The following is a 19,897-nucleotide window of genomic DNA, read 5'->3' as shown; positions in this document are numbered from 1 at the left end:
ATGGCACGTCCGAGAATTCCGATCCTGTCTCCCGAGAAAATCTGCCTGGCCGCGCTGGAGCAGATCGATCGCAAGGGTGACTTCTCCATTCCTGTGCTTGCCAAAGAGCTCGGGGTGAGTGCGTCGTCGATGTACCACCACGTGCATGGGCGAGCCGGCATCGTGAACGGGATCCGGGCGCTCATCAGCACGGAGCTGTCCCTGGCGATCGGTCTCGAGGACGCCACCGACGAGGACCTCGCGGCCCTCGCCGCCATGAGCTGGCAGGACCAGGTGCGCCGGTGGTCGAAGGACTACACGCGAGCCCTCGCGAAGCATCCGCTCGCCCTCCCGATCATGGTGCAGGAGCCGGTCAGCGACGAGCAGACGCTCGAGGTGTACGAAGCCATCGCGATCACCTTCCGCTCGGTGGGATTCACGGACGAGCAGGCGCTCGTCGCGATCGCCGTGCTCGAGGGGCTCACCTTCGGGAGGGTGGTGGATGCGGCTTCCCCGCCCATCCCTTGGGCAGCGGACCCGGACGCGCATCCGGTGCTCCACGGCGTAACGCGGTCGCTCGAGCCGTCGCGTCGCCTCGAGCTGGCGTTCGACTTCGGACTCGAGGCGATCATCGCCCGCCTCGAGGGCGTGCTGGCGGCGAACGCTCGTGGCTGAGGCGAAGACGGTCGTCATCACGGGCGGCTCGGACGGAATCGGGGCCGCGGCTGCGCGGTCGCTTGCAGCCAAGGGGTGGCGGGTCGTCGTCATCGGGCGCAACGCCGCCAAGACGGCTGCGGTCGCGGGCGAGATCGGCGCCGAGTCGTTCGTCGCCGACTTCTCACGCCTCGGCGAGGTGCGGGAACTCGCCGCGTCGCTCGTCGCCAAGGTCGGCCCGATCGACGTGCTCGCGAACAACGCGGGCGGGATCTTCGGCGACACGACGCGAACCGTCGACGGCAACGAGCTGACGCTGCAGGTCAACCACCTCGCGCCGTTCCTGCTCACGAACCTCCTGCTGGAGGAGGTCCAGGTCGGAGCGGTCATCAACACGGCGAGCATCGCGGCACGCCTCATGGGTCGTATCGATCTCGACGACCTGAACAACGACGCCCGTTTCAGCGCGAACAAGGCCTACGGCGACGCGAAACTCGCCAACATCCTCTTCACGAAAGGGCTGCACCGTGGACTCGCGGGGCGGCCCGTCGCGAGCGTCGCGTTCCACCCCGGGGTCGTCGGCACGAACTTCTCCTCCGATTCGACGAGCCTCATGCGGCTGCTCTACCGCACCCCGCTCGCGAAGCTCTTCACCATCAGCGCTGCGAAGGGCGGCGAGACGCTGGAGTGGTTCATCGCAGGCACGCCGGGTGTCACCTGGCAGGCGGGCGAGTACTACGACGAACGCCACCACGCGACGAACGTGAACCCGCAGATCTTCGATGAGGACCTCATCGAGGGGCTGTGGAATCGCAGCGCGGAGCTCGTCGGGCTCGACGCATCCTGAGGCGCGGACTGCTCCGCGGCGGGCTCAGCCCGCGGCGAGCTCGACGGCGCGCCGCACGTTGCCGTCGGCCTCGCGCAGGAGAGCGGCGGCCGCTTCTGCGTCGCAGTCGGCGAGCAGCATGACCACGGCGGTCTTCGCGTGATCGCCCGCCGAGGCGAGCGCCGCGTCGGCGTCAGGGCGTGCGGCCCCGGTGGCCTCGGCGACGATGCGCTGCGCGCGGTCGACGAGCTTCGCGTTCGACGGGCGCACGTCGACCATGAGGTTGCCGTAGGCCTTGCCGCCGCGCACCATGCTCGCGGTCGACAGCATGTTGCACACGAGCTTCTGGGCGGTGCCAGCCTTGAGGCGCGTCGACCCGGTGAGCACCTCCGGCCCGGTCACGACCTCGATGGCGATGTCGGCCTCCGCGCTGATCGGGGCGTTCGCGTTGCACGCGATGGAAACGGTGGATGCGCCGCGGGCACGGGCGGCTCGGAGGCCGCCGATGACGTACGGGGTGCGACCGCTCGCCGCCAGGCCGACGACGACGTCGCTTGCCTGCAGGCCGATCGCGTCCAGCTCGCGCCCCGCCAGCTCGGGGTCGTCCTCGGCGCCTTCCACCGCACGGACGAACGCCTGGGGCCCGCCGGCCATGACGCCCAGCACGTCCTCTGGCGAGGTCCCGAACGTCGGCGGGCACTCGACGGCGTCCAGGAGGCCGATGCGGCCGCTCGTCCCGGCACCGAGGTAGATCAGGCGGCCACCAGCGCGCCTGGCCTCCGCGATGCGGTCTGCCGCCCGCGCGATGGAGGGGAGTGCCGCGCGAACGGCGCCGGCGACCGTCGCATCCTCGTCGTTCATGAGTGCCAGGATCTGCATGGTGTCGAGCGTGTCGAGGTCCTGAGTTCGGGGGTTTCGCCCCTCGGTCGAGAGGGCTGCGAGCGTCGAGATCTCTTCGTTGGGCATGCGCGTCTCCGATCCTCGGGTCGCCACCGTGCGAACCTGAGTTATGAAAGTACACGAATTGCACAAGGGAAGTAAATAAACTTCCGAGGCGTGTCTGTGCGCCTGCTCGCTACGCTAGCTCCGGAAAGCAGGTGGATCTTGGGCACACGTGACGCAGAGGCGAGTTCTCGCACTGTACTGGTCGAGCTGCGGGCACTGCTGCCCTCGCTGAGGCCGTCGGAGCGGCGCATCGCCGAAGCGCTCCTCGCCGACCCAGAGGGCTTCGCGACGAGGTCCATGGCGGAGATCGCGGACCTCGCCGGCACGTCCACCACCACGGTCGTTCGCTTCACGAGGCGTGCCGGGTACAGCAGGTTCCGCGATCTGCGGCACGACCTCACCGAGCAGAACCTTCGTGAGCGTCTCGCCTCCAGGGGAGGTGTCGCCCCGGCGGCAGACATCTCCCCGGGTGACTCGCTGTCCGACGTGGTTGCCAAGATCGCGATGAACGAGACGCTCTCGATCGCAGATACCGCCGAGGTTCTGGACATCGATGCCCTGGCGGCCGCTGTCGAGGCCATTGCCGGCGCTGCTCGCGTCGACATCCACGGGATCGGTGCGAGTTCCGTCGTCGGTGTCGACCTGCAGCGCAAGCTGTCGCGGATCGGACGCATCGCGCTCGAATGGCCGGAAGCCCACGCGGCGTGGACCGCCGCCGCAGTGCTCGACGATCGGGCCGTCGCGATCGCCATCTCGCATTCCGGCGCGACCGCCGGGGTGGTCGAGTTCCTCCGCATCGCAAAGGCGACCGGGGCCACGACGATCGCGATCACGAACCACGAGCGGTCGCCGCTCGCCGAGCTCGCAGATATCGTCCTCCGCACTGCGGCGCGGGAGACACCGTTGCGTTCTGCTGCTCTTGGAAGCCGCATCGCGCAGCTCATGGTCGTGGACTGCGTCTTCACGGGAGTCGCGCAGGCTGACTACGAGGCGTCCGTCGCTGCCATCGAGAAGACGCACCAGGCGGTTTCTGGGGGCTGAGGCCTCCGGGCACGATGGGTTCGCTCGGGGGCGGTCTTGCTGGTCCCGCGCTTGTCGCGCGTTTCCGTCGCGCGCGGAGGGCCTTCGGTGTGGAACCTTGCAGTGGGGAACTTTTTTACCCATTTGTCTCAAATCCTGGTACTGTTCTTCAAAATTCGAGCAATGTCGCGAGAAGAGGATGCCCATGAGCGCAAACGACGAACTCGCCAGCGAGCTGCTGCGGTTGCTCGGTGGCCCCGGCAACGTTGCCGGTGTCGAGAACTGCATGACGCGGATGCGCGTCAGCCCCGTCGACCGCGACCTGATCGACGAGACCGCGATCAAGTCCCTTCCGGGCGTGCTCGGCGTCGTCGATGACGACACGTATCAGGTCGTGCTCGGCCCGGGGAAGGTTACCAAGGTGACCGATGCCTTCCGCCAGCAGCTCGGCGCGGCGGGTGCCGACGCCGATGCGCTCGCGGCTCGCGGAGCGGCCATCAAGGCGGGACAGAAGCAGCGCAACAACACCCCGTTCAAGAACTTCATCCGCAAGATCGCGAACATCTTCGTGCCGCTCATCCCGGCCCTTATCGGCGCCGGCATCGTCGCGGCCGTTCGCGGCCTCCTGGTGAACTGGGTCACCGTCGGGACGGCTCCGGAGTTCGTCGAGGCGATCGTGCCGGCCCTGACCGTCATCGGGTCGGCGTTCTTCGCGTTCCTGCCCATCTTCGCGGGCATCAACGCCGCGAAGGAGTTCGGCGGCACACCCGCACTCGGCGGCGCCGTCGCCGCGATCATCGTCTTCGCCGGCATCAGTGACGTGCAGTACAGCCTCCCCGTCCTGGGGGACATCGTGCTCGCGCCGGGGCAGGGAGGCGTTATCGGGGCGATCTTCGCCGCGGGCCTCTGCGCTTGGATCGAGCGAAGCCTGCGCGGGAAGATCCCGGATGCCATCGACATCCTCGTCACGCCGACGCTCGCGCTCCTCATCTCCGGCCTCGCCACGATCTTCGTGTTCATGTTCGTCGCGGGCAACATCGCGAGCGCGATCGGGGCCGGCGCGATCTGGCTGCTCAGCAACTCCGGGCTCCTCGCGGGGTTCGTGCTCGGCGGGCTCTTCCTGCCGCTTGTCATGCTCGGCCTCCACCAGGCGCTCATCCCCATCCACGCGACGCTCATCGAGCAGGTGGGCTTCACGCCGCTGCTCACGATCCTCGCGATGGCGGGGGCCGGCCAGGTCGGCGCCGCCCTGGCGATCTACTTCAAGCTGAACCGGAACAAGTCCCTGCGGACAACGATCAAGGGTGCGCTGCCGGTTGGCATCCTGGGGGTCGGGGAGCCGCTGATCTACGCGGTCACGCTCCCGCTGGGTCGCCCCTTCCTCACTGCCTGCCTCGGCGGCGCGGTCGGTGGTGCAGTTGCGGGTGCCTTCAATCAGTTCGCCGGTGCGTTCGGGGCGACGGCGATCGGCCCGTCCGGGTGGGCGCTGCTGCCGCTGCTGCAGAGCGACAACGGCCAGGGGTACGCGATCCTCGCCTACGTCGTCGGGCTGCTTGCCGGGTACGTCTCCGGCTTCCTGATCACCTACTTCTGGGGCTTCACCCCAGCGCTGCTCGCCGAGCACAACGCGGATCAGGACGAGTACGGAGCGCCGAGAGGCGAGGATGCGGACCCTGCGAGGGCAGCGGCGCCGGCGTCGGCAGTCGCCTCCGGGGCCCGGGCCGTCGCGGGGCAGCGCATCGATATCCTCGCTCCGGTCGAAGGAACGGTGATTCGCCTCTCCGATGTCGAGGACGAGGCGTTCTCCGCGGGAACCATGGGTGACGGCTTCGCCGTCGAGCCGACGTCCGGTGACTTCCGGAGCCCCGTATCCGGAACTATCACGGCACTGTTCCCGACTGGCCACGCGTTCGGCGTGACGACCGCCGAAGGGCTTGAGGTGCTCGTGCACATCGGTCTCGGCACCGTCGACCTGCACGGGGAGGGCTTCGACCTCAAGCGGGCGGAGGGTGACGTCGTCGAGGCTGGCGACGTGGTCGTCGCCGTGGATCTCGAGGCCGTGCGCGGCAGGGTTCGCTCGCTTGCCACTCCGGTGGTCGTGCTGAACGGCGCTGCGTTCCCGATCGTCGAGCGTCGCACGCAGGACGGGCCTCCGCTCACGGTCGAAGCAGTCGGGGTGGCTACCTCGACGCGGAGTTGAGGCGCGGGCGGTCGGTGCTCAGTGCTGACCGCCCACCTCGAAAGGCAGGGTGTCGGCGCCGATGGGCCAGCAGGGCGTCAGGTGTTCCCTGGGCGTTCGGACCTGCGCACGTTAGCGTGGTGGGCATGGGCGACGAACGGGGGCGGCACCATGGCTGATGTGGAGAGCGGTAGGTTCCAGAGCCTCCCCGAACGGGTCGATCCGCGTGACTATTCGATCGACGTGCCGGCGTCCGAGCCGGCGAGCGGGACCGAGCAGCTCCCGCCGGCCGGTTCGCCGGAGCTCATCGCCGCGACGCAGCTCGCGCAGACGTCAGGTGGCATCGGCTCCCGCCGCCGTCCGCAGATGCGCATCGGCGTCACCGTGCTCGCGGCGGTCGTGGGCGGGATCGCGCTGCTCGCGGTGCTTCAGGTCTTCCTCTAGATCGCCTCAGCTTTCTCAGCCGGTCACGGCGTCGACGACGGCGGCCGCGAGTTCGTCCGGCTTCGTGAGCTGTGGCCAGTGCCCGGTCGGGAGCTCGACGATGCGCACGGATCGCGCACGGGCGAGCTCGGCGACGTAGGGGTGGCCGTCGTCCATGAACTGTCGAAGCATCGGCTCGGGCATGGTGCTCGTGATGACCACCGCCGGCACGTCGTAGCGGCGCTCGTCGCTGAGGTGCTGCGTCTCCGTGGCGACGCCGACGGGCTCTGGCACGGCGATGTCCTCGAGTCGCTTCCAGACCTCGTCGGTCATGTCGACGAGTTCGGGCTCCTCGAAGACGCTGCGGTCTGGCAATGGCACCGCGCCGCCGGAAGACTCGAAGCCGTCGTTGATCAGGCCGCCGTCGGCGAGCGGCCCGGAGTCGACGTAGACGACCCGCGAGACGCGGTCGGGGCGTGCATCCACCGCCCCGTAAGCGACCGCGCCACCGCCGCTGTGGCCGACAAGCACCACGTCGCCGTCGAGGGTGTCGATGAGCGCGGCGACCGCGTCGATGTGGGTGCGCAGGCCAACGCCCGCCGCATCTTCACCCGGGGCCTTGCCCGGCAGGGTGAGGGGGTGCGCGGTGTGCCCCGCGTCTTCGAGAGCTCGCGTGACCGGGGCCCACGAGTCGCCGGTGAGCCAGAAGCCGGGGATGAGGATGATGTCCACGGCACTGACGCTACCCACGGCCGCCGACATTCCACCGCGAGTCGGTGGTGGCCTCACCGACTGGATCGCTGAGACGTCCACGTTCTCCGCGGAACGACGCTGTTCTCCGGCGGCGCCTCGCCTAGATAGCCCCGAGTGCTGCGAGGAAGCGGTCGACGAGCTCCGTCGCGTCGCGCTCGTCGGCGATGCGCAAGAGCATGTCTCCGGCTGTGCCGGTGAGAACGGAGAGCAGGAGTGCCGCGTCTTGGGCCCCACCGGGGAGGTCGCGCTGCAGCATCTCGAGCAGCAGGTTGTATCGCTTCCGGAACTCCGCGGCGAGGGGTTCGTCGTCGACGGCGAGCTGCTCGAAGGCGGCGAGCAGGCGAGCCTCGCGAACCCGCTGCTCGTCGAGCGGCAGCAGCTCGAACGCCGCCGCTCTCAGGCGCGGGAGGCCACCTTCCGGGTGGCGGTCGGCGACGTCGGAGAGCCGCTGCACAAGCGCTTCGGTCTGACGGTCGATGGCAGCGAGCAGGAGCCCTCGGCGGTTGCCGAAGTGGTGCTGCACGGCGCCTGTGGTGACGCCGGCGGCGGCGGCTACCTCGCGGAGCGGCATGGCCGGCGGCCTGGGGGTCCCGAGCGTGTCTATGGCGGCTCGGATGAGCGCTTCGCGGGCGTCGGCGTGCGGCACGTCGCATCACCTCCCAGGTGTGTATCTCCTGCATGACAGTACCAACATAACAAGTGTTATGTACGGTGGTCGCATGACGACTACCCACTCCGCGCCTGCCCGGGTCCTCGCCCCCGACATAGCTCGCGGCCTCATGCTTCTGCTCATCGCGCTCGCCAACATGCCCTGGCACCTCTCCAGCTACGAGACCGACGGGCTATCCATGCACGACCCCAACGGGGGCGTCCTCGATCGGGCTTGGCAGGCCGTCGCCATCATCGCGATCGACGGGCGCAGCTACCCGCTGTTCGCGTTCCTCTTCGGCTACGGCATCTGGCAGCTCTACCGGCGACAGGTCTCAGCGGGAGCCTCCCGCGAGGAAGCGCGTCGCCTCCTGAGGCGCAGGCATTGGTGGATGCTGGCCTTCGGCGCTGTGCACGCCCTGCTGCTGTGGGGTGGGGACATCATCGGCGCATACGGTCTCGTCGGGCTTCTCGCATGCTGGCTGTTTCTGGATCGGAGCGACCGGACACTGGCCATCTGGGCCGGAGCGCTCACCGGGCTCTTGGTCGTCGGGGCAGTGTCGTCGTGGATCGGGGGCGCCGCTCTTGGTCTTGCCGGTGATGCGGGCGGAAGCGTGAGTGTCCCGACCGCGGCCGAATCCGACACGTTCCTGCACTCCGTCCCCATTCGGCTCGCCACCTGGGCGACGGTTCTTCTCGGACAGGGGCTCCTGACGTTGGCGGTGCCGGTCGCGGTGCTGCTCGCGTTGCTGGCCGCCCGGCACTCGGTGCTTGAGCGAGCGGATGAACATCGGCGACTGCTGACGGCGACCGCGCTCGTCGGTGTGGGGATCGGCTGGGCGGGAGGGGCGGTAGCGTTCGCGCACTTCGTCGGCGCACTCCCCGACCTGCCTTCCTGGACCTTCCAGATGCTGTCCATCGCGACGGGCTTGGCCGGAGGTATCGGGTATGCCGCCGCGTTCGGGCTCATCGGCGTCGCCTGGCAGCGCCGGGGCGTCGGCGTCGTCGGACGTGCTCTCGTTGCGACCGGGAAGCGGTCGATGACGAGCTACCTGCTGCAATCCGTGCTCTTCGTGCCGGTGCTCTCAATCTGGGGGCTCGGCCTCGGCGGGGTCCTCACCGAGTGGCAGGGCGCCCTCTACGCGGTCGGTGTGTGGCTGACGACGGTGCTCATCGCGACGGCGATGGAACGTCGCGGACAGCGCGGCCCTTTCGAGCGGCTCCTGCGCCACCTTGCCTACCCGAAGAGCGTCCCGTCGAAGGCGAGCTCGTGAATGCGCCAGGAGAGGAACTGGTCGGCGCGGAACAGTCTCCGTTCTGCTGGACATGCCCCGTTTCTCCGGGAGCTGAGACCGTAAGGTGAGCGCATGGGCAGCGGCGCGTTCATCCCGAGACGCGGGGGATCCGCGCGTGCGCTCGTCGCGGGGGCGGTGGCCACGCTCGTTGTCGGATTGACGGGATGCGGCACCGCCGATCAGCCAGCGCCCGTCCCCACGCCGACCGTCAGTCCGGCGGCACTTGTCGAAGAGGCTGCTCAGGTTCTGGAGGAGAACGGCCTGTATTCGGGCGGAGATTGGTCGGCTGAACGGGATGCGCTCCTCGCCGCGGGCGTGTCGGCCACAACCCTCGAGGAGGCGCACGACCTGATCGCGGCGGCGGCCTTCGATGCCGGTGGCCGGCATGCGAGGTTCCTTCCCGCCGATGAGCGGAAAGCAGCGTACACGGAGGCACCGAGCGCCCCGCCGACGGTCGAAGCGACGCAGGGCCGCACCGTCACGATCACGGTGTCGGCGATCGGACACGAAGGCCCCCTCGCCGAGGAGTATGCACGGACTGGAGTCGAGGGGTTGTCGGCGCTCGCGGATGCGAACACGTGCGGCTTCGTCGTCGACCTGCGCGGCAACTGGGGCGGCAATGCGTTCCCGATGCTCGGGGCCGTCTCGCCGCTCTTCGACACGAGCGAGGTTGCGGGATTCGTGGACCGCGATGGCAGACACGACGCGATCACGGTATCCACGGAGAGTGCGACCTCGACCGACGGCTACGAGTTGCGCTTCGACTCTGGTGTCGACGTTCTAGCGAGCTTCTTCGCGGGCAAGCCCATCGCCGTCCTGCAGGACTTCTACACGGCCTCCGCCGCCGAGATGGTGCTCGCGGGGTTCTCGGGGCAGGACGGCGTCCGCACGTTCGGGGAGAAGAGCAACGGGCTCGCGACCGGTGTCGAGGGCTTCCTGCTCTCCGACGGATCGGAGATCCTGCTCACAACGTCGCGCTTCACGGACCGGACGGGCGCGGTCATGCCGGAGCCCATCCAACCCGACGTTTCCGCACTCACGAGCGATGCCCCTCAGCTGGCTCATGCCTGGCTGGCCGAGCAGTGCGCGGCGGCTTGACACCGGTTGGATCGCGGCGCGTGAACAGCAGGCCAATGGCCACGATCAGCATGAGGTGAACAACCGAGGCGGTGCCGCCCCTGGTCAGCCAGCCCTCGACCCACGGCGCCGGTCCGGTGTCGAGGTCCAGGACCTCGAAGCGCTGCGACAGGATGGCGAAAGCGGCGACGACCTGCGCCGTGGTGGTGACGGCGAAACCAAGCCGCAGCGAGAACCGGCTTGTGGAATCCGCGCGTCGTGTCGTCCAGGTGAGTCCGAGGAGCACTCCGCCGCTGGCCGCGGCTATCCCGCCCAGTTGGACGAGGCCCGGACCCGGCCTCGTCACGGCCGTCAGCTGGTTGTCGATACCGCGCACCGCGCCCGCTGCGAGACCGATCACCTGCAGTGTCAGGTAGCCGACGAGGAGCACGTACACGATGCTCATAGCGATGCCGCCTGCGAACCAGAGCGTCCTGCGCACGGTGGCCCCCTCTGAGTTGGCTATGCAGTGACCCAATCAGGCGGACCTCCGTGCTGCCTCAACGCACGGGAATCTCAGCGGCTATGAGCGGGGTTGCTCGGCGGTGATCCGGTCGCCTGCGACCTGACCGCGCCCCGCCGCGATGCGCCGCTCCCGCATCGCGAGGAACAGTGGCAGGGCGAACGCGAACGCGACGCCGAAGCAAAGGATGTAGACCCACAGCCGCCGCATCCCCTGCCGCCGCCCTTCGGCGATGATGAACACCGCGCCGACCGTCGCGGCGACCAGCACGTCGATCACGATCGACGTGACGGCGGGTCCGCTGCCGAAGTAGTCACCGATGAAGGCGCTGCCTTCCATGCCGGCCATGACGTTGAACGTCCAGGTAACGGCCCCGCCGACGATGGCGAGCACGAGGTAGAAGATCGCGAGGGGAGTCCAGGTGGATGCGCGCATGCGGCAAGGTTCGCACGCTCGGCCCCGCGCATCCCGAGTCCGTGCCCTGCCTTGCCGCCGCGCGGCGCCCCGCCCCGCCCTGCCGCCGCGCGGCGCCCTGCCGTCCGAGGGCGGAGTTGTGGTCGTCAAAACTCGCTGGAAGCGACCACAAGTGCGCTCCCGGCGCGCTGGTCGTGACGGGGCGCGAAACGGGCGCCTGCTCCCGGATGCCCCGCGTGGGGTTCCGAGGGCAAGCGCCCGTTGACTGCTTGAGCCGAGGCTAGCTTCGGCGTTCCGCGTCCTGCAGGGTCGCGCCTTCGAAGGCGTCCTGCTCGCGGTCGTTCTGCGAGCCGGTGGAGCGCTGGATGGTCTCCTCCACTTCCTCGTCGGTCTCGTCGGAGAAGGCGACGTCGCCGCGGGGCGCGTTGTAGAGCTTCTCGTTGAGGATGCCCTCGCGCTTCGCGACGATCATCGGCACGAGCGCCTGGCCGGCCACGTTGGTCGCGGTGCGGCCCATGTCGAGGATCGGGTCGATGGCGAGCAGCAGGCCGACACCCTCGAGTGGGAGGCCGAGCGTCGACAGGGTCAGCGTGAGCATGACCGTGGCACCCGTCGTACCGGCCGTCGCGGCGGAGCCGACGACGGACACGATGACGATGAGGATGTACTGCATGATCGACAGCTCGATGCCGAAGAACTGGGCGACGAAGATCGCGGAGATCGCCGGGTAGATCGCGGCGCATCCATCCATCTTCGTGGTCGCGCCGAACGGCACGGCGAACGACGCGTACTCGCGGGGCACGCCGAGGTTGCGCTCGGTCACGCGCTGCGTGAGGGGGAGCGTGCCGATGGAGGAGCGGCTCACGAACGCGAGCTGCACTGCCGGCCACACGCCGGAGAAGAAACGGCCGATGGACAGGCCGTGCGCCTTCACGAGGATCGGGTAGACGACGAACAGCACCAGCGCGAGGCCGATGTAGATGGCGATCGCGAACCAGGCGAGGCTCGTGAGCTTCTCCCAGCCGTAGTTGACGACGGCGCTCGCGATGAGGCCCAGCGTGCCGAGCGGGGCGATGCGGATGATCCACCACAGCACCTTCTGGATGACCGCGAGGGCGGACGCCGTGAACTCGAGGAACGGCTCGGCGCGCTTGCCGAGGCGGAGTGCCGCGATGCCGATGACGACGGCGATGACGATGACCTGCAGCACGTTGAACGCGATCGTCGAGTTCACGTCGCCGGTGTCTGCGTCCACGCGCGAGCGCACGCCCATGCCGAGGAAGTTCTGCGGCACGAGTCCGGTGAGGAAGTTCCACCAGGTGCCGACCGAGGAGGGCTCACCGGTCTCGAGCTGCGACTGGTCGACGCGGTTGCCCGGCTGGATGGTGACGCCGAGCACGATGCCGATCGTCACCGCGATGAGCGCGGTGATGCCGAACCACAGGAGCGTCTGGCCCGCGAGCCTGGCCGCGTTCGTCACGAGGCGCAGCTGCGCGATGCTCGAGATGACGGCGGTGAGGATGAGCGGAACGACGGCGGCGGTCAGGATGGTGACGTACGAGCTGCCGATGGTGGCGAGCGTCGCGGCGAGCCCGTTGGGGTTGCCTTCCGCGTCGTCGCCCAGGTTGCGGGCGACCAGTCCGAGCACGACGCCCAGGACGAGGGCGGCAAGGATCTGGAATCCGAACGACGTGAGGAGCTTGCGCGCGCGGCTTTTGGGGCGCGGCGTCACCTCAGCTTCGGATGCTCCGGCTGTTGTGGGGGTGTTGGCCGACATGGAAGATCTCCCGATGCGATTTCTCATTTCGCGGGATATTCCGCGAACTGAGCGAGGCTACGCCTGACCCGGGGGAGTGTCACGGGTGTGACGGTTCATGACACGCAACAAATGGTGTGCTCGGGGACGTCACGAACCGTCAGGGCGGGAATGGAACGGTGAGACCACAACTCAGGCGCGTCCCACCCAAAGTAATTAAACGATTGAGCGAAATCGCAAGCAATGAGGCGTACCCTCACCACGTCGTCCCGTCCCCTGCCGAGAAGTTGGAGCATCATGGCTGAGTCAGCACGTCGTCGGTGGGTTGGTCTGGTCTTCATCAGCGTCGCGGTGGCGCTCATCATCGTCGACTCGACGATCGTGAACGTCGCCGTCCCGTCGATCGTCACCGAGCTCGGCATCACGTCGACCGAGGTGCAGTGGGTCCAGGAGGCCTACACCCTCGTCTTCGCGTCGCTGCTGCTCCTCTTCGGAAGCCTCGCCGATCGCGTCGGCCGCCGCCGCCTGATGCTCATCGGTGTCGTGATCTTCGCCATCGCCTCCGTGGCAGCGGCACTCGCTCCGACGGGTGGGCTGCTCATCCTCGCCCGCCTCGTGCAGGGCGTCGGTGGGGCGATGATCCTCCCGACGACGCTCTCGCTCATCAACGCGACCTTCCGGGGTCGAGAGCGGGGCATCGCGTTCGCCGTCTGGGGTTCGACGATCGGCGGCATGGCCGCGGTCGGTCCGCTGCTCGGCGGGTGGCTCACGACGGAGTTCTCGTGGCGTTGGGCGTTCGGCATCAACGTGCCGCTCGGCATCATCATCGTCATCGGCGTGCTCCTCTTCGTCAACGAGTCGAGAGAGCCCGCGCAGCAGCGACTCGACCTCGTCGGTGCGGTGCTCTCCGTGGTCACCTTCGGGGCCCTCGTCTTCGGTCTCATCGAAGGCCGCACCTACGGCTGGTGGGCCGTCAACGAGACCTTCACGATCGGCTCGTTCGAGTGGCCCCTCTCCATCTCGCCCGTGCCCGTCGCGTTCGGCGTCGCAGCGCTCGCCCTCGTCACGTTCATCGTCCGCGGCGTGCGGCGGTCTCGCCGGGGCGAGTCGTCCCTGCTTGAGTTCTCCCTCTTCCGCATCTCGTCGTTCCGCAACGGCAACATCGCGGCGATGGTGGTCGCGCTCGGCGAGTTCGGCATCATCCTGTCGCTGCCGCTGTGGCTGCAGTTCGTGCTCGGCTTCGACGCCCTGCAGACCGGGTTCGTGCTGCTGGCCCTCGCCGCGGGTTCGTTCGTCGCGAGCGGATTCGCGGGCGCGAGCAGCGGGAAGGTCAACGCGGTCACGATCGTGCGCGTCGGCATCCTCGCGGAGATCGTCGGCATCGCGTGGGCGGGGTTCATCATCGCCCCGGATGCGCAGTGGGGTTGGCTCATCCCCGCCTTGTTCGTCTACGGCTTCGGGGTCGGCCTGGCTACCGCGCAGCTCACGGGAGTCGTGCTGCAGGATGTCCCGGTCGAGCTCTCTGGTCAGGGTTCCGGGACGCAGTCCACGTCCAGGCAGGTGGGGTCGGCGCTTGGCGTCGCCATCCTCGGAACGATCCTCTTCACGATCACCGGCGCATCCCTCGGCGCCTCGCTCGACGACGCCCAGGTGCCCGCCGAGCCGCGAGATCAGGTGGTCTCGGCGGTGGTCGACTCGGCCGGCGGCGCCATCGCCGGCCTCGGCGAGAACCCCGCGACGGCTGATTTCGCGGACGACGCGAAGGCGGCGCTCTCCGATGGCACCCGCGCATCGGCGTTCACGGCCGCCGCGTTCCTCGCGCTCGGCCTCGCCGCGACGCTTCGCCTCGGCTCCGGGAAACGCGAGGAGGAGGCGGCCGCAGAGGCTACTCCGGCGTCACGTAGCTGAGGTCGCGGATGCGCCTCCCGGCCTTCGCGGCCTTCCGCTCGAAGACGGTGAGCGTACGACCGTCGAACCGAGGGGCCCAATCGCCCGGATGCTCGCTCGTGAACTCGGGAGCCGCATCCAGCACCTCGCGCATCTGGAACGCATAGTCCTCCCAGTCGGTGGCAAGCCGCATGCGGCCGCCTGGGCGCAGGGCGTGCGCGGCGACAGCGCCGAAGCCCTCGCGCACGAGCCGCCGCTTCGTGTGCTTCGCCTTGTGCCAGGGGTCGGGGAAGAAGATCCACAGTTCCTCGATGCTGCCGGCAGGGAGCATGTGCTCGAGCACCTCGACGGCGTTCGCCTCGACGAGACGCACGTTCGACAGGCCGGCGTCCTCGATGCGGCGCAGCGTGCGGGCGAGGCCGGCGACGAAGACCTCGACGGCGAGGAAGTTCCATTCCGGATGCTCGGCGGCCGCCGCGACCACGGCCTCACCCGTGCCGGATCCGACCTCGACGATGAGCGGCGCGTCCCTGCCGAACAGCTCGGCAGGGTCGACCCGGAACGAAGGGCTCACGGAGAAGTCGAGCTCGGCGCGTTCGACGTCGACGAGGTACTTCGGGCCGAGCGTGTTCCACGAGTTCAGCTGACCCTCCGTGAGGCGGCCGCTGCGGCGCGAGAACGAGAAGATCGGACGATGCGAGGGGTGCTGCTCCGGCTGGGCGGTTTCTGCGTCTGACACCCGACAAACCTAGGCGATGCTCGACTCGGTGGGGCGAAGCCGCAGCCGGCAGGCAAGAGTGTTCGAGAAACTGCCCCGGATGAGGGATGCTGGACGTCGTAAGCCGTCACCCCCGGTCGGAGGCCAGAATGCCGTATCGAAGTAAAGAAGTCCTCGAGTCGTGGGCGCGTGAGTTCGAGAGCCTCGGCTACGCCGGGCCCGGGGTCGTCAAGGTCATCGTGCAGGACGGCGACGAGGGTCATGACACGGGGCTCGTGCGGGTGCAGCTGACGGACGTTCCCACCGAGCTCTACCTGCAGCCGGGAACTCGCGAGAGCCCGAAGTGGTCGGTGACGATGGAGCCACGCGAGCACACGCTGCATCTCTCAGCGGCGGGCGTGCATTCCCTTGCGCAGGAGCTGGCGGTCATCTCGGCGTTGTGCACCTTCCTGCAGGCGAAGTCGATCGTGCTGCTCGCCGAGCTGCACTCGCCTCCAGAGGAGCAGCCGGCGGTCGGCAACCCCCGCCCCTAACCGGTCTGGGTTGACTCGGCCCCTTCGGGCGACTGTGTCGTGACGCTCAACGCGTGCGTCAACAGCGCGGCGATTCGCTGCAGCGTCGCAGGGTCCGCCTCCGCGGCGAGCGCCGCCTCGAGGCTCCGGTCGAATGCGTTGAGGCGGTTCCACGGACTCGACGAGAGGTCGACGGTGACCGTGAGGAGGCTCGCGCGCCGGTCGCTCGGGTCGGTGTCGCGATGGATCGTGCCGCGTTCGATGAGCCGGTCGCAGAGGGTCGAGACACCCGCGGAGGTGAGACCCAGGTGTGCGCGGAGGGCGCTGGGCCTGGAGCCGGGGTTCTGCGCCAGGAACGCGAGGGCTCGCGCATCCATCTCGCCGATGCCGAGCGACCGCCTCGCTTCATGCTGCGACGCCTGTCTTGCTTCCGCGAGCGCGATGAGAGCGGGGCTCAGCGCGGATGCATGGGGCGGGCCGTCAGCGGAGGGGACATTCGTCACTGCGGAACTCACCTCGATCTCGGTTGTGCCGCCCAGAGTACACGCCGGGCTCCCGCGCCTCAGGCGTGTCCAGCCGCCTCCCATTCGAGGGCGAGCAACGCGAGCTGCACGCGGTTGGTGACGTGCAGCTTCGAGAAGAGGCTCGCCAGGTGCGTCTTCACCGTCGCCTGACTGACGAACAGGGCCGAGGCGATCTCGGCGTTCGTCATGCCCTGCGCGACGTACCGCGCGATCTCCCGCTCGCGACTCGTGACGCTGGCGAGCAACCCGTCGTCGCGGGTCGCGCCCGGCTCGCGCTGCCGCTTGCCGCTGCTCTCGAGGGGGCGAGCTTCGTCGGTGCTTCCGCCTGCGGCGGCGCGAACGAGGCGGTCGAGTGCGCTCGGCGAGAAGGCGGACTTGCCCTGTGCCGCGTCGAGCACGGCCCCGACGATGTCCTCCGGCGGGGCGTCCTTCAGCAGGAACGAGACGGCACCCGCCCGGAGCGCATCCAGCAGGAACTCCTCCGTGTCGAACGCGGTGAGCATCACGACCTTCGCGCGGGACCCGGTGTCGGTGAGTCGCTGCACCGCGTCGATGCCGGTGAGGCCGGGCATGCGAACGTCCATGAGGATGACGTCGGGGTCGTGGTGTGCGGCGAGGGCGAGCGCCTCGTCGCCGTTGACGCCTTCTCCGACGACGCGAATGCGTTCCGCACCGTCGATGAGGAGCCTGAGCCCCATCCGGATCCCCACCTCGTCGTCGATGATGAGCACGCTGATGCTGTCCTGCCCGGGAGTCACCACGGAAGCGTCACCTCCACCACGAAATCGCCGCTCTCGGCGGGACCCGCCTCGAAGGTGCCCCCGACGAGATGCATGCGCTCGCGGGCACCGAGGAGGCCGTAGCCGGTGCCGAGGGCCGGGGCCGCCGGTGGCTGGAAGGTGTTCGAGACGGTGACGCTGAGATGAGCGTCGCCACCCGCGAGGACGACGTGCACCCCCGCGTCCGGGGCATGCTTGCCAACGTTGACGAGGAGCTCCGAGAGGGTGCGGTGGAGGGCCCGGATGCGCTCCGCGGAAAGCCGCGAGAGGTCACCCGGCTCGATGTCGCGCCAGGTCACCGACGGGGGATTCTGGTGGGGCGCACCCTCGGTGAGGAGCGACTCGAAAGCTCGCAGGTCGGGGAGGGGGGCGTCGCCTCGACCGGTGCCGTCTGGCTCGCGCATGCCCGTGAGCACTTCGCGGAGACGAGTGTTGGCGCGTGCCGCCGACTCCCGCACCGTGGCGGCCGTCTCCCGCACGATCTCCGGCGACAGGTCGCTGCGATACGCGAGCGCTCCTGCCTGCGTTGCGACGACGGCCAGGTCGTGCGAGATCGAATCGTGCATGTCACGGGCTATCGCGGCCCGTTCCTCGGCCCGGGCGCGCTCGAGGTCGGAGACCCGGCTCTGCGCGAGCGCGGCCCGCTCGCGTTCCGCCGACGCGGCTTGCGCGCGCAACGAGGTGATGAGTGCGGCGCGAGTTCCACGGGAACGTCCGAAGAGGAGCGCGATGATCGTCGACAGGGCGACGAGGATGATGTAGAAGAGCGGGGCGTCGATGGGCGCACGGCCGGTCACGCTGGACTGGAACCCGTCCCACAGGACCCCGCCGCCGACGACGAGGGCCACGACCAGCGCATCCAACGGCAGCGAACGGCGCGCGCCGAGCCGCATCACAGCGATCAGCCATGCCCCGACGGCCAGGGAGCTGGTCATGCCGATGACGACGACCCACAGGTTCCCCGCGCGAGAACCGCGGATCGGGCCGATGGCGATGCACGCGAGAAGCCCGCCGACCACGTTCACGATGAGGAACCCGTAGAACGCCCCCGACTCCGTATCAGACGCGGGATCCTCGATCTCCACGGCGAGTACCAGGGTGAAGACCACCGCGCCCGCGAGGAATGACCCGAGCGAGACCGCGACGGCCCGCATCCACGGACGCCAGCGGCGACTGCCTCCCCAGGACTCCGCGGAGCGGAGGTCGCGCTCGGTCAGTCCGACGCCGTGCGGCTCCCCGTCGAGGGCCAGCTCGTCCACGAGGTGCGGGGCCTTCGGGAGAGGAGCGGTCATGCGCTGAGTCTAGGAACACGCACCGACATTCGGATCGGCCGTTCGGTTGAACTCGGCGAGAAGCAGAACTCCATGTTCGACAGGGAGATCCACTGCTGGCGGTCGCGACGCTCAGGTTCCGCAGAAGGTGACGTAGTCTCCGAAATCCTGCGGTGCTCCGGTCGCGTAGCGGTCGAGGCCGGGCCGTTCGTCGAACGGGGCGGTCACGGCTGCGAGCAGGCGCCTCGTCGGTTCGAGCTCGTCATCGAGGGCCGCCTCGAGTGCTTCCTCGACGAGGTGGTTGCGCGGGATGTAGATGGGGTTGGCGGCATCCATTGCGCTCGCGTTCGGGGAGAGCGCGAGCCAGGCCTGCGCCCAGGTGCGGAACGCGGGACCCGCCTCCCCGAAGATGTCGAGCGCTGGGGCGCGGTTGCCGCGAGCGTAGGCACCCAGCGCCCGGAAGGTCGAAGTGTAGTCGGCGCCGCTGCGCTGCATGAGGGGCAGAAGCTCACCGAGCAGGCGCTCGAACGTGTCCGGGGCGACGTCGTCGGGAAGCCCGAGCTTGCTTCGCATGCCAGAGACCCACGCTTCCTGGTAGACCGGCCCGAACCCGGAGACCGACTGCTCGGCCAGGGCGACGGCCTCGTCTTCGTCGGCCGCGAAGAGCGGGAGGAGCGTCTCCGCGAACCGCGCGAGGTTCCACCCCGCGGCATGCGGCTGGTTGCGGAACGAGTAGCGGCCCTGGATGTCGATGGAGCTGAAGACGGCGTCCGGGTCGAACGCATCAAGGAACGCGCACGGTCCGTAGTCGATGGTCTCGCCCGAGATCGTCATGTTGTCCGTGTTCATGACCCCGTGCACGAAGCCCACGAGCATCCACTGCGCAACGAGCTTCGCCTGGGCGGACACGACGCGCTCGAAGAAGGCGAGGTACGGATTCACCGCCTCCGCGGCAGACGGGTAGTGGCGGGCGATGGCGTGGTCCGCGAGACGCCGCAGCAGTTCGAGGTCGCCGGTGGCTCGGGCGAACTGGAACGAGCCGACGCGCAGGTGGCTGCTCGCGACTCTGGTGAGGACCGCGCCCGGGAGCACGTCGTCGCGCTGCACCTGGCGACCCGTCGCGACCACGCTCAACGATCGGGTGGTGGGAATGCCGAGGGCATGCATGGCCTCGCTGACGATGAACTCCCGCAGCATGGGGCCGAGGACCGCGCGCCCGTCACCGCCGCGGGCGAATGCCGTGCGGCCCGAACCCTTGAGGTGGATGTCCCGCAGTCGTCCGCGCGTATCCGTCACCTCCCCCAGCAGGAGCGCGCGCCCGTCGCCCAGGCGCGGCGAGTACTGCCCGAACTGGTGCCCCGCGTAGGCCTGCGCGACGGGGGTCGCGCCTTCAGGGACGGATGCGCCCAGGAGGACGGAGACGCCGTCGCTCGACCGCAGGAACTCGGCGTCGAAGCCGAGCTCGTCGGCGAGGGCCTCGTTCAGCAGCACGAGGTGCGGGGCGGGCGCGGGCTCGGCCGCCCACGGCGCCGACAGCTCGGGCAGCTCCCGAGCGAAACGGTTTCCGAACGTGACACCTGCATGCGTGGTCGCAGTCATGCTGGACAGGGTAGGCGCGCCGGCGGGAAGTCCAGTGAGAACTGCGCAGCACCAGCACCGACAGCAGCACCAGCACCGACAGCAGTCGCTCTGGCCTGAACTCGCCGACATTCCGCGGGCTGGGTGTCCGTCCTCG

20 protein-coding genes are annotated in these 19,897 nt (G+C 69.0%); 9 read left to right on the top strand and 11 right to left on the bottom strand.

Features of this window, described 5'->3' with window-relative positions; all coding sequences use genetic code 11:
* Both C5C17_RS15680 and C5C17_RS15675 read left to right on the top strand, forming a co-directional pair.
* Positions 1 to 654: a TetR/AcrR family transcriptional regulator C-terminal domain-containing protein gene (locus C5C17_RS15680; protein ID WP_104254325.1), complete on the top strand. Its 654-nt coding sequence runs from the start codon at positions 1 to 3 to the stop codon at positions 652 to 654.
* Positions 647 to 1,480, top strand: coding sequence for an SDR family NAD(P)-dependent oxidoreductase (locus tag C5C17_RS15675; RefSeq protein WP_104254324.1), 834 nt, complete (start codon positions 647 to 649; stop codon positions 1,478 to 1,480). The genes C5C17_RS15680 and C5C17_RS15675 overlap by 8 nt, the downstream gene beginning before the upstream one ends.
* A 24-nt stretch (positions 1,481 to 1,504) precedes the next feature.
* On the opposite strand, the gene murQ is transcribed toward C5C17_RS15675, so the two are convergent.
* Entirely contained in the window at positions 1,505 to 2,425 is a 921-nt protein-coding gene (gene murQ / locus C5C17_RS15670) for an N-acetylmuramic acid 6-phosphate etherase (protein ID WP_104254323.1), read from the bottom strand.
* A 138-nt stretch (positions 2,426 to 2,563) separates the two neighbouring features.
* On the opposite strand from murQ, the gene C5C17_RS15665 reads away from it, so the two are divergent.
* The 3 genes from C5C17_RS15665 (at position 2,564) to C5C17_RS15655 (ending at position 6,047) form a co-directional block, all read left to right on the top strand.
* Positions 2,564 to 3,445 (top strand): MurR/RpiR family transcriptional regulator, encoded by an 882-nt coding sequence (locus C5C17_RS15665; protein WP_104254322.1) that lies wholly within the window; start codon positions 2,564 to 2,566, stop codon positions 3,443 to 3,445.
* Between the two features lie 184 nt (positions 3,446 to 3,629).
* Positions 3,630 to 5,624, top strand: coding sequence for a glucose PTS transporter subunit IIA (locus C5C17_RS15660; RefSeq protein ID WP_104254321.1), 1,995 nt, complete (start codon positions 3,630 to 3,632; stop codon positions 5,622 to 5,624).
* A gap of 150 nt (positions 5,625 to 5,774) precedes the next feature.
* Positions 5,775 to 6,047, top strand: a complete 273-nt coding sequence (locus tag C5C17_RS15655; protein WP_104254320.1) for a hypothetical protein — start codon at positions 5,775 to 5,777, stop codon at positions 6,045 to 6,047.
* Positions 6,048 to 6,062: 15 nt separating this feature from the next.
* Here the strand turns inward: C5C17_RS15655 and C5C17_RS15650 are convergent, their stop codons facing one another.
* Positions 6,063 to 6,758 (bottom strand): alpha/beta fold hydrolase, encoded by a 696-nt coding sequence (locus C5C17_RS15650; RefSeq protein ID WP_104254319.1) that lies wholly within the window; start codon positions 6,756 to 6,758, stop codon positions 6,063 to 6,065.
* 121 nt (positions 6,759 to 6,879) lie between these two features.
* On the bottom strand, positions 6,880 to 7,425 hold the full coding sequence (locus C5C17_RS15645) for a TetR/AcrR family transcriptional regulator (RefSeq protein ID WP_104254318.1): 546 nt from the start codon (positions 7,423 to 7,425) through the stop codon (positions 6,880 to 6,882).
* 73 nt (positions 7,426 to 7,498) lie between these two features.
* On the opposite strand from C5C17_RS15645, the gene C5C17_RS15640 reads away from it, so the two are divergent.
* Together C5C17_RS15640 and C5C17_RS15635 are read left to right on the top strand one after the other, a co-directional pair.
* Entirely contained in the window at positions 7,499 to 8,701 is a 1,203-nt protein-coding gene (locus tag C5C17_RS15640; protein WP_104254609.1) for a DUF418 domain-containing protein, read from the top strand.
* Positions 8,702 to 8,794: 93 nt separating this feature from the next.
* Positions 8,795 to 9,820, top strand: coding sequence for a S41 family peptidase (locus C5C17_RS15635; protein WP_104254317.1), 1,026 nt, complete (start codon positions 8,795 to 8,797; stop codon positions 9,818 to 9,820).
* Here C5C17_RS15635 and C5C17_RS15630 read toward each other — a convergent pair.
* The 3 genes from C5C17_RS15630 to C5C17_RS15620 all read right to left on the bottom strand — a co-directional run bounded on the left by C5C17_RS15630 (position 9,759) and on the right by C5C17_RS15620 (position 12,492).
* Positions 9,759 to 10,280 (bottom strand): hypothetical protein, encoded by a 522-nt coding sequence (locus C5C17_RS15630; protein WP_146079208.1) that lies wholly within the window; start codon positions 10,278 to 10,280, stop codon positions 9,759 to 9,761. The two genes, C5C17_RS15635 and C5C17_RS15630, sit on opposite strands and share 62 nt — an antisense overlap.
* A gap of 81 nt (positions 10,281 to 10,361) precedes the next feature.
* A complete protein-coding gene (locus C5C17_RS15625; protein WP_104254315.1) occupies positions 10,362 to 10,736 on the bottom strand; it encodes a DUF2834 domain-containing protein in 375 nt (124 codons plus the stop codon).
* A 259-nt stretch (positions 10,737 to 10,995) separates the two neighbouring features.
* Positions 10,996 to 12,492, bottom strand: a complete 1,497-nt coding sequence (locus C5C17_RS15620) for a dicarboxylate/amino acid:cation symporter (protein ID WP_104254314.1) — start codon at positions 12,490 to 12,492, stop codon at positions 10,996 to 10,998.
* Positions 12,493 to 12,768: 276 nt separating this feature from the next.
* Here C5C17_RS15620 and C5C17_RS15615 point away from each other — a divergent pair, with 276 nt between their 5' ends.
* Positions 12,769 to 14,379 (top strand): DHA2 family efflux MFS transporter permease subunit, encoded by a 1,611-nt coding sequence (locus tag C5C17_RS15615; protein ID WP_104254313.1) that lies wholly within the window; start codon positions 12,769 to 12,771, stop codon positions 14,377 to 14,379.
* On the opposite strand, the gene trmB is transcribed toward C5C17_RS15615, so the two are convergent.
* Positions 14,357 to 15,097, bottom strand: a complete 741-nt coding sequence (gene trmB, locus C5C17_RS15610) for a tRNA (guanosine(46)-N7)-methyltransferase TrmB (RefSeq protein ID WP_104254312.1) — start codon at positions 15,095 to 15,097, stop codon at positions 14,357 to 14,359. The two genes, C5C17_RS15615 and trmB, sit on opposite strands and share 23 nt — an antisense overlap.
* A gap of 128 nt (positions 15,098 to 15,225) precedes the next feature.
* On the opposite strand from trmB, the gene C5C17_RS15605 reads away from it, so the two are divergent.
* Entirely contained in the window at positions 15,226 to 15,609 is a 384-nt protein-coding gene (locus C5C17_RS15605) for a hypothetical protein (protein ID WP_181028639.1), read from the top strand.
* On the opposite strand, the gene C5C17_RS15600 is transcribed toward C5C17_RS15605, so the two are convergent.
* The 4 genes from C5C17_RS15600 to C5C17_RS15585 form a co-directional block, all read right to left on the bottom strand.
* Positions 15,606 to 16,091 carry a MarR family winged helix-turn-helix transcriptional regulator gene (locus tag C5C17_RS15600; RefSeq protein ID WP_181028638.1) on the bottom strand — a complete coding sequence of 162 codons (486 nt, stop codon included), beginning with the start codon at positions 16,089 to 16,091 and terminating at the stop codon, positions 15,606 to 15,608. The genes C5C17_RS15605 and C5C17_RS15600 overlap by 4 nt on opposite strands.
* 59 nt (positions 16,092 to 16,150) lie before the next feature.
* Positions 16,151 to 16,873 carry a response regulator transcription factor gene (locus tag C5C17_RS15595; RefSeq protein WP_258066246.1) on the bottom strand — a complete coding sequence of 241 codons (723 nt, stop codon included), beginning with the start codon at positions 16,871 to 16,873 and terminating at the stop codon, positions 16,151 to 16,153.
* Positions 16,867 to 18,183 (bottom strand): sensor histidine kinase, encoded by a 1,317-nt coding sequence (locus C5C17_RS15590; RefSeq protein WP_104254310.1) that lies wholly within the window; start codon positions 18,181 to 18,183, stop codon positions 16,867 to 16,869. Before C5C17_RS15590 ends, C5C17_RS15595 begins: the two co-directional genes overlap by 7 nt.
* Before the next feature lie 111 nt (positions 18,184 to 18,294).
* Positions 18,295 to 19,761 (bottom strand): YdiU family protein, encoded by a 1,467-nt coding sequence (locus C5C17_RS15585; RefSeq protein WP_104254309.1) that lies wholly within the window; start codon positions 19,759 to 19,761, stop codon positions 18,295 to 18,297.
* Between the last annotated feature and the right edge of the window lie 136 nt (positions 19,762 to 19,897).

Origin of the sequence: Pseudoclavibacter sp. RFBA6, from assembly GCF_002931575.1 — a bacterium.
GTDB lineage: Bacteria > Actinomycetota > Actinomycetes > Actinomycetales > Microbacteriaceae > Pseudoclavibacter > Pseudoclavibacter terrae.
The sequence above is the reverse complement of the archived record's forward strand: the minus strand, read 5'-3'. Positions and strand labels throughout refer to the sequence as shown.

What these genes read in the sequence shown, in the direction of transcription:
- C5C17_RS15680 (WP_104254325.1), top strand. Translation starts at nt 1, where the DNA reads ATGGCACGTCCGAGAATTCCGATCCTGTCTCCCGAGAAAATCTGCCTG.
- murQ (WP_104254323.1), bottom strand. Translation starts at nt 2,425, where the DNA reads ATGCCCAACGAAGAGATCTCGACGCTCGCAGCCCTCTCGACCGAGGGG.
- C5C17_RS15660 (WP_104254321.1), top strand. Translation starts at nt 3,630, where the DNA reads ATGAGCGCAAACGACGAACTCGCCAGCGAGCTGCTGCGGTTGCTCGGT.
- C5C17_RS15655 (WP_104254320.1), top strand. Translation starts at nt 5,775, where the DNA reads ATGGCTGATGTGGAGAGCGGTAGGTTCCAGAGCCTCCCCGAACGGGTC.
- C5C17_RS15640 (WP_104254609.1), top strand. Translation starts at nt 7,499, where the DNA reads ATGACGACTACCCACTCCGCGCCTGCCCGGGTCCTCGCCCCCGACATA.
- C5C17_RS15635 (WP_104254317.1), top strand. Translation starts at nt 8,795, where the DNA reads ATGGGCAGCGGCGCGTTCATCCCGAGACGCGGGGGATCCGCGCGTGCG.
- C5C17_RS15625 (WP_104254315.1), bottom strand. Translation starts at nt 10,736, where the DNA reads ATGCGCGCATCCACCTGGACTCCCCTCGCGATCTTCTACCTCGTGCTC.
- C5C17_RS15620 (WP_104254314.1), bottom strand. Translation starts at nt 12,492, where the DNA reads ATGTCGGCCAACACCCCCACAACAGCCGGAGCATCCGAAGCTGAGGTG.
- C5C17_RS15615 (WP_104254313.1), top strand. Translation starts at nt 12,769, where the DNA reads ATGGCTGAGTCAGCACGTCGTCGGTGGGTTGGTCTGGTCTTCATCAGC.
- C5C17_RS15605 (WP_181028639.1), top strand. Translation starts at nt 15,226, where the DNA reads ATGCCGTATCGAAGTAAAGAAGTCCTCGAGTCGTGGGCGCGTGAGTTC.
- C5C17_RS15590 (WP_104254310.1), bottom strand. Translation starts at nt 18,183, where the DNA reads ATGACCGCTCCTCTCCCGAAGGCCCCGCACCTCGTGGACGAGCTGGCC.
- C5C17_RS15585 (WP_104254309.1), bottom strand. Translation starts at nt 19,761, where the DNA reads ATGACTGCGACCACGCATGCAGGTGTCACGTTCGGAAACCGTTTCGCT.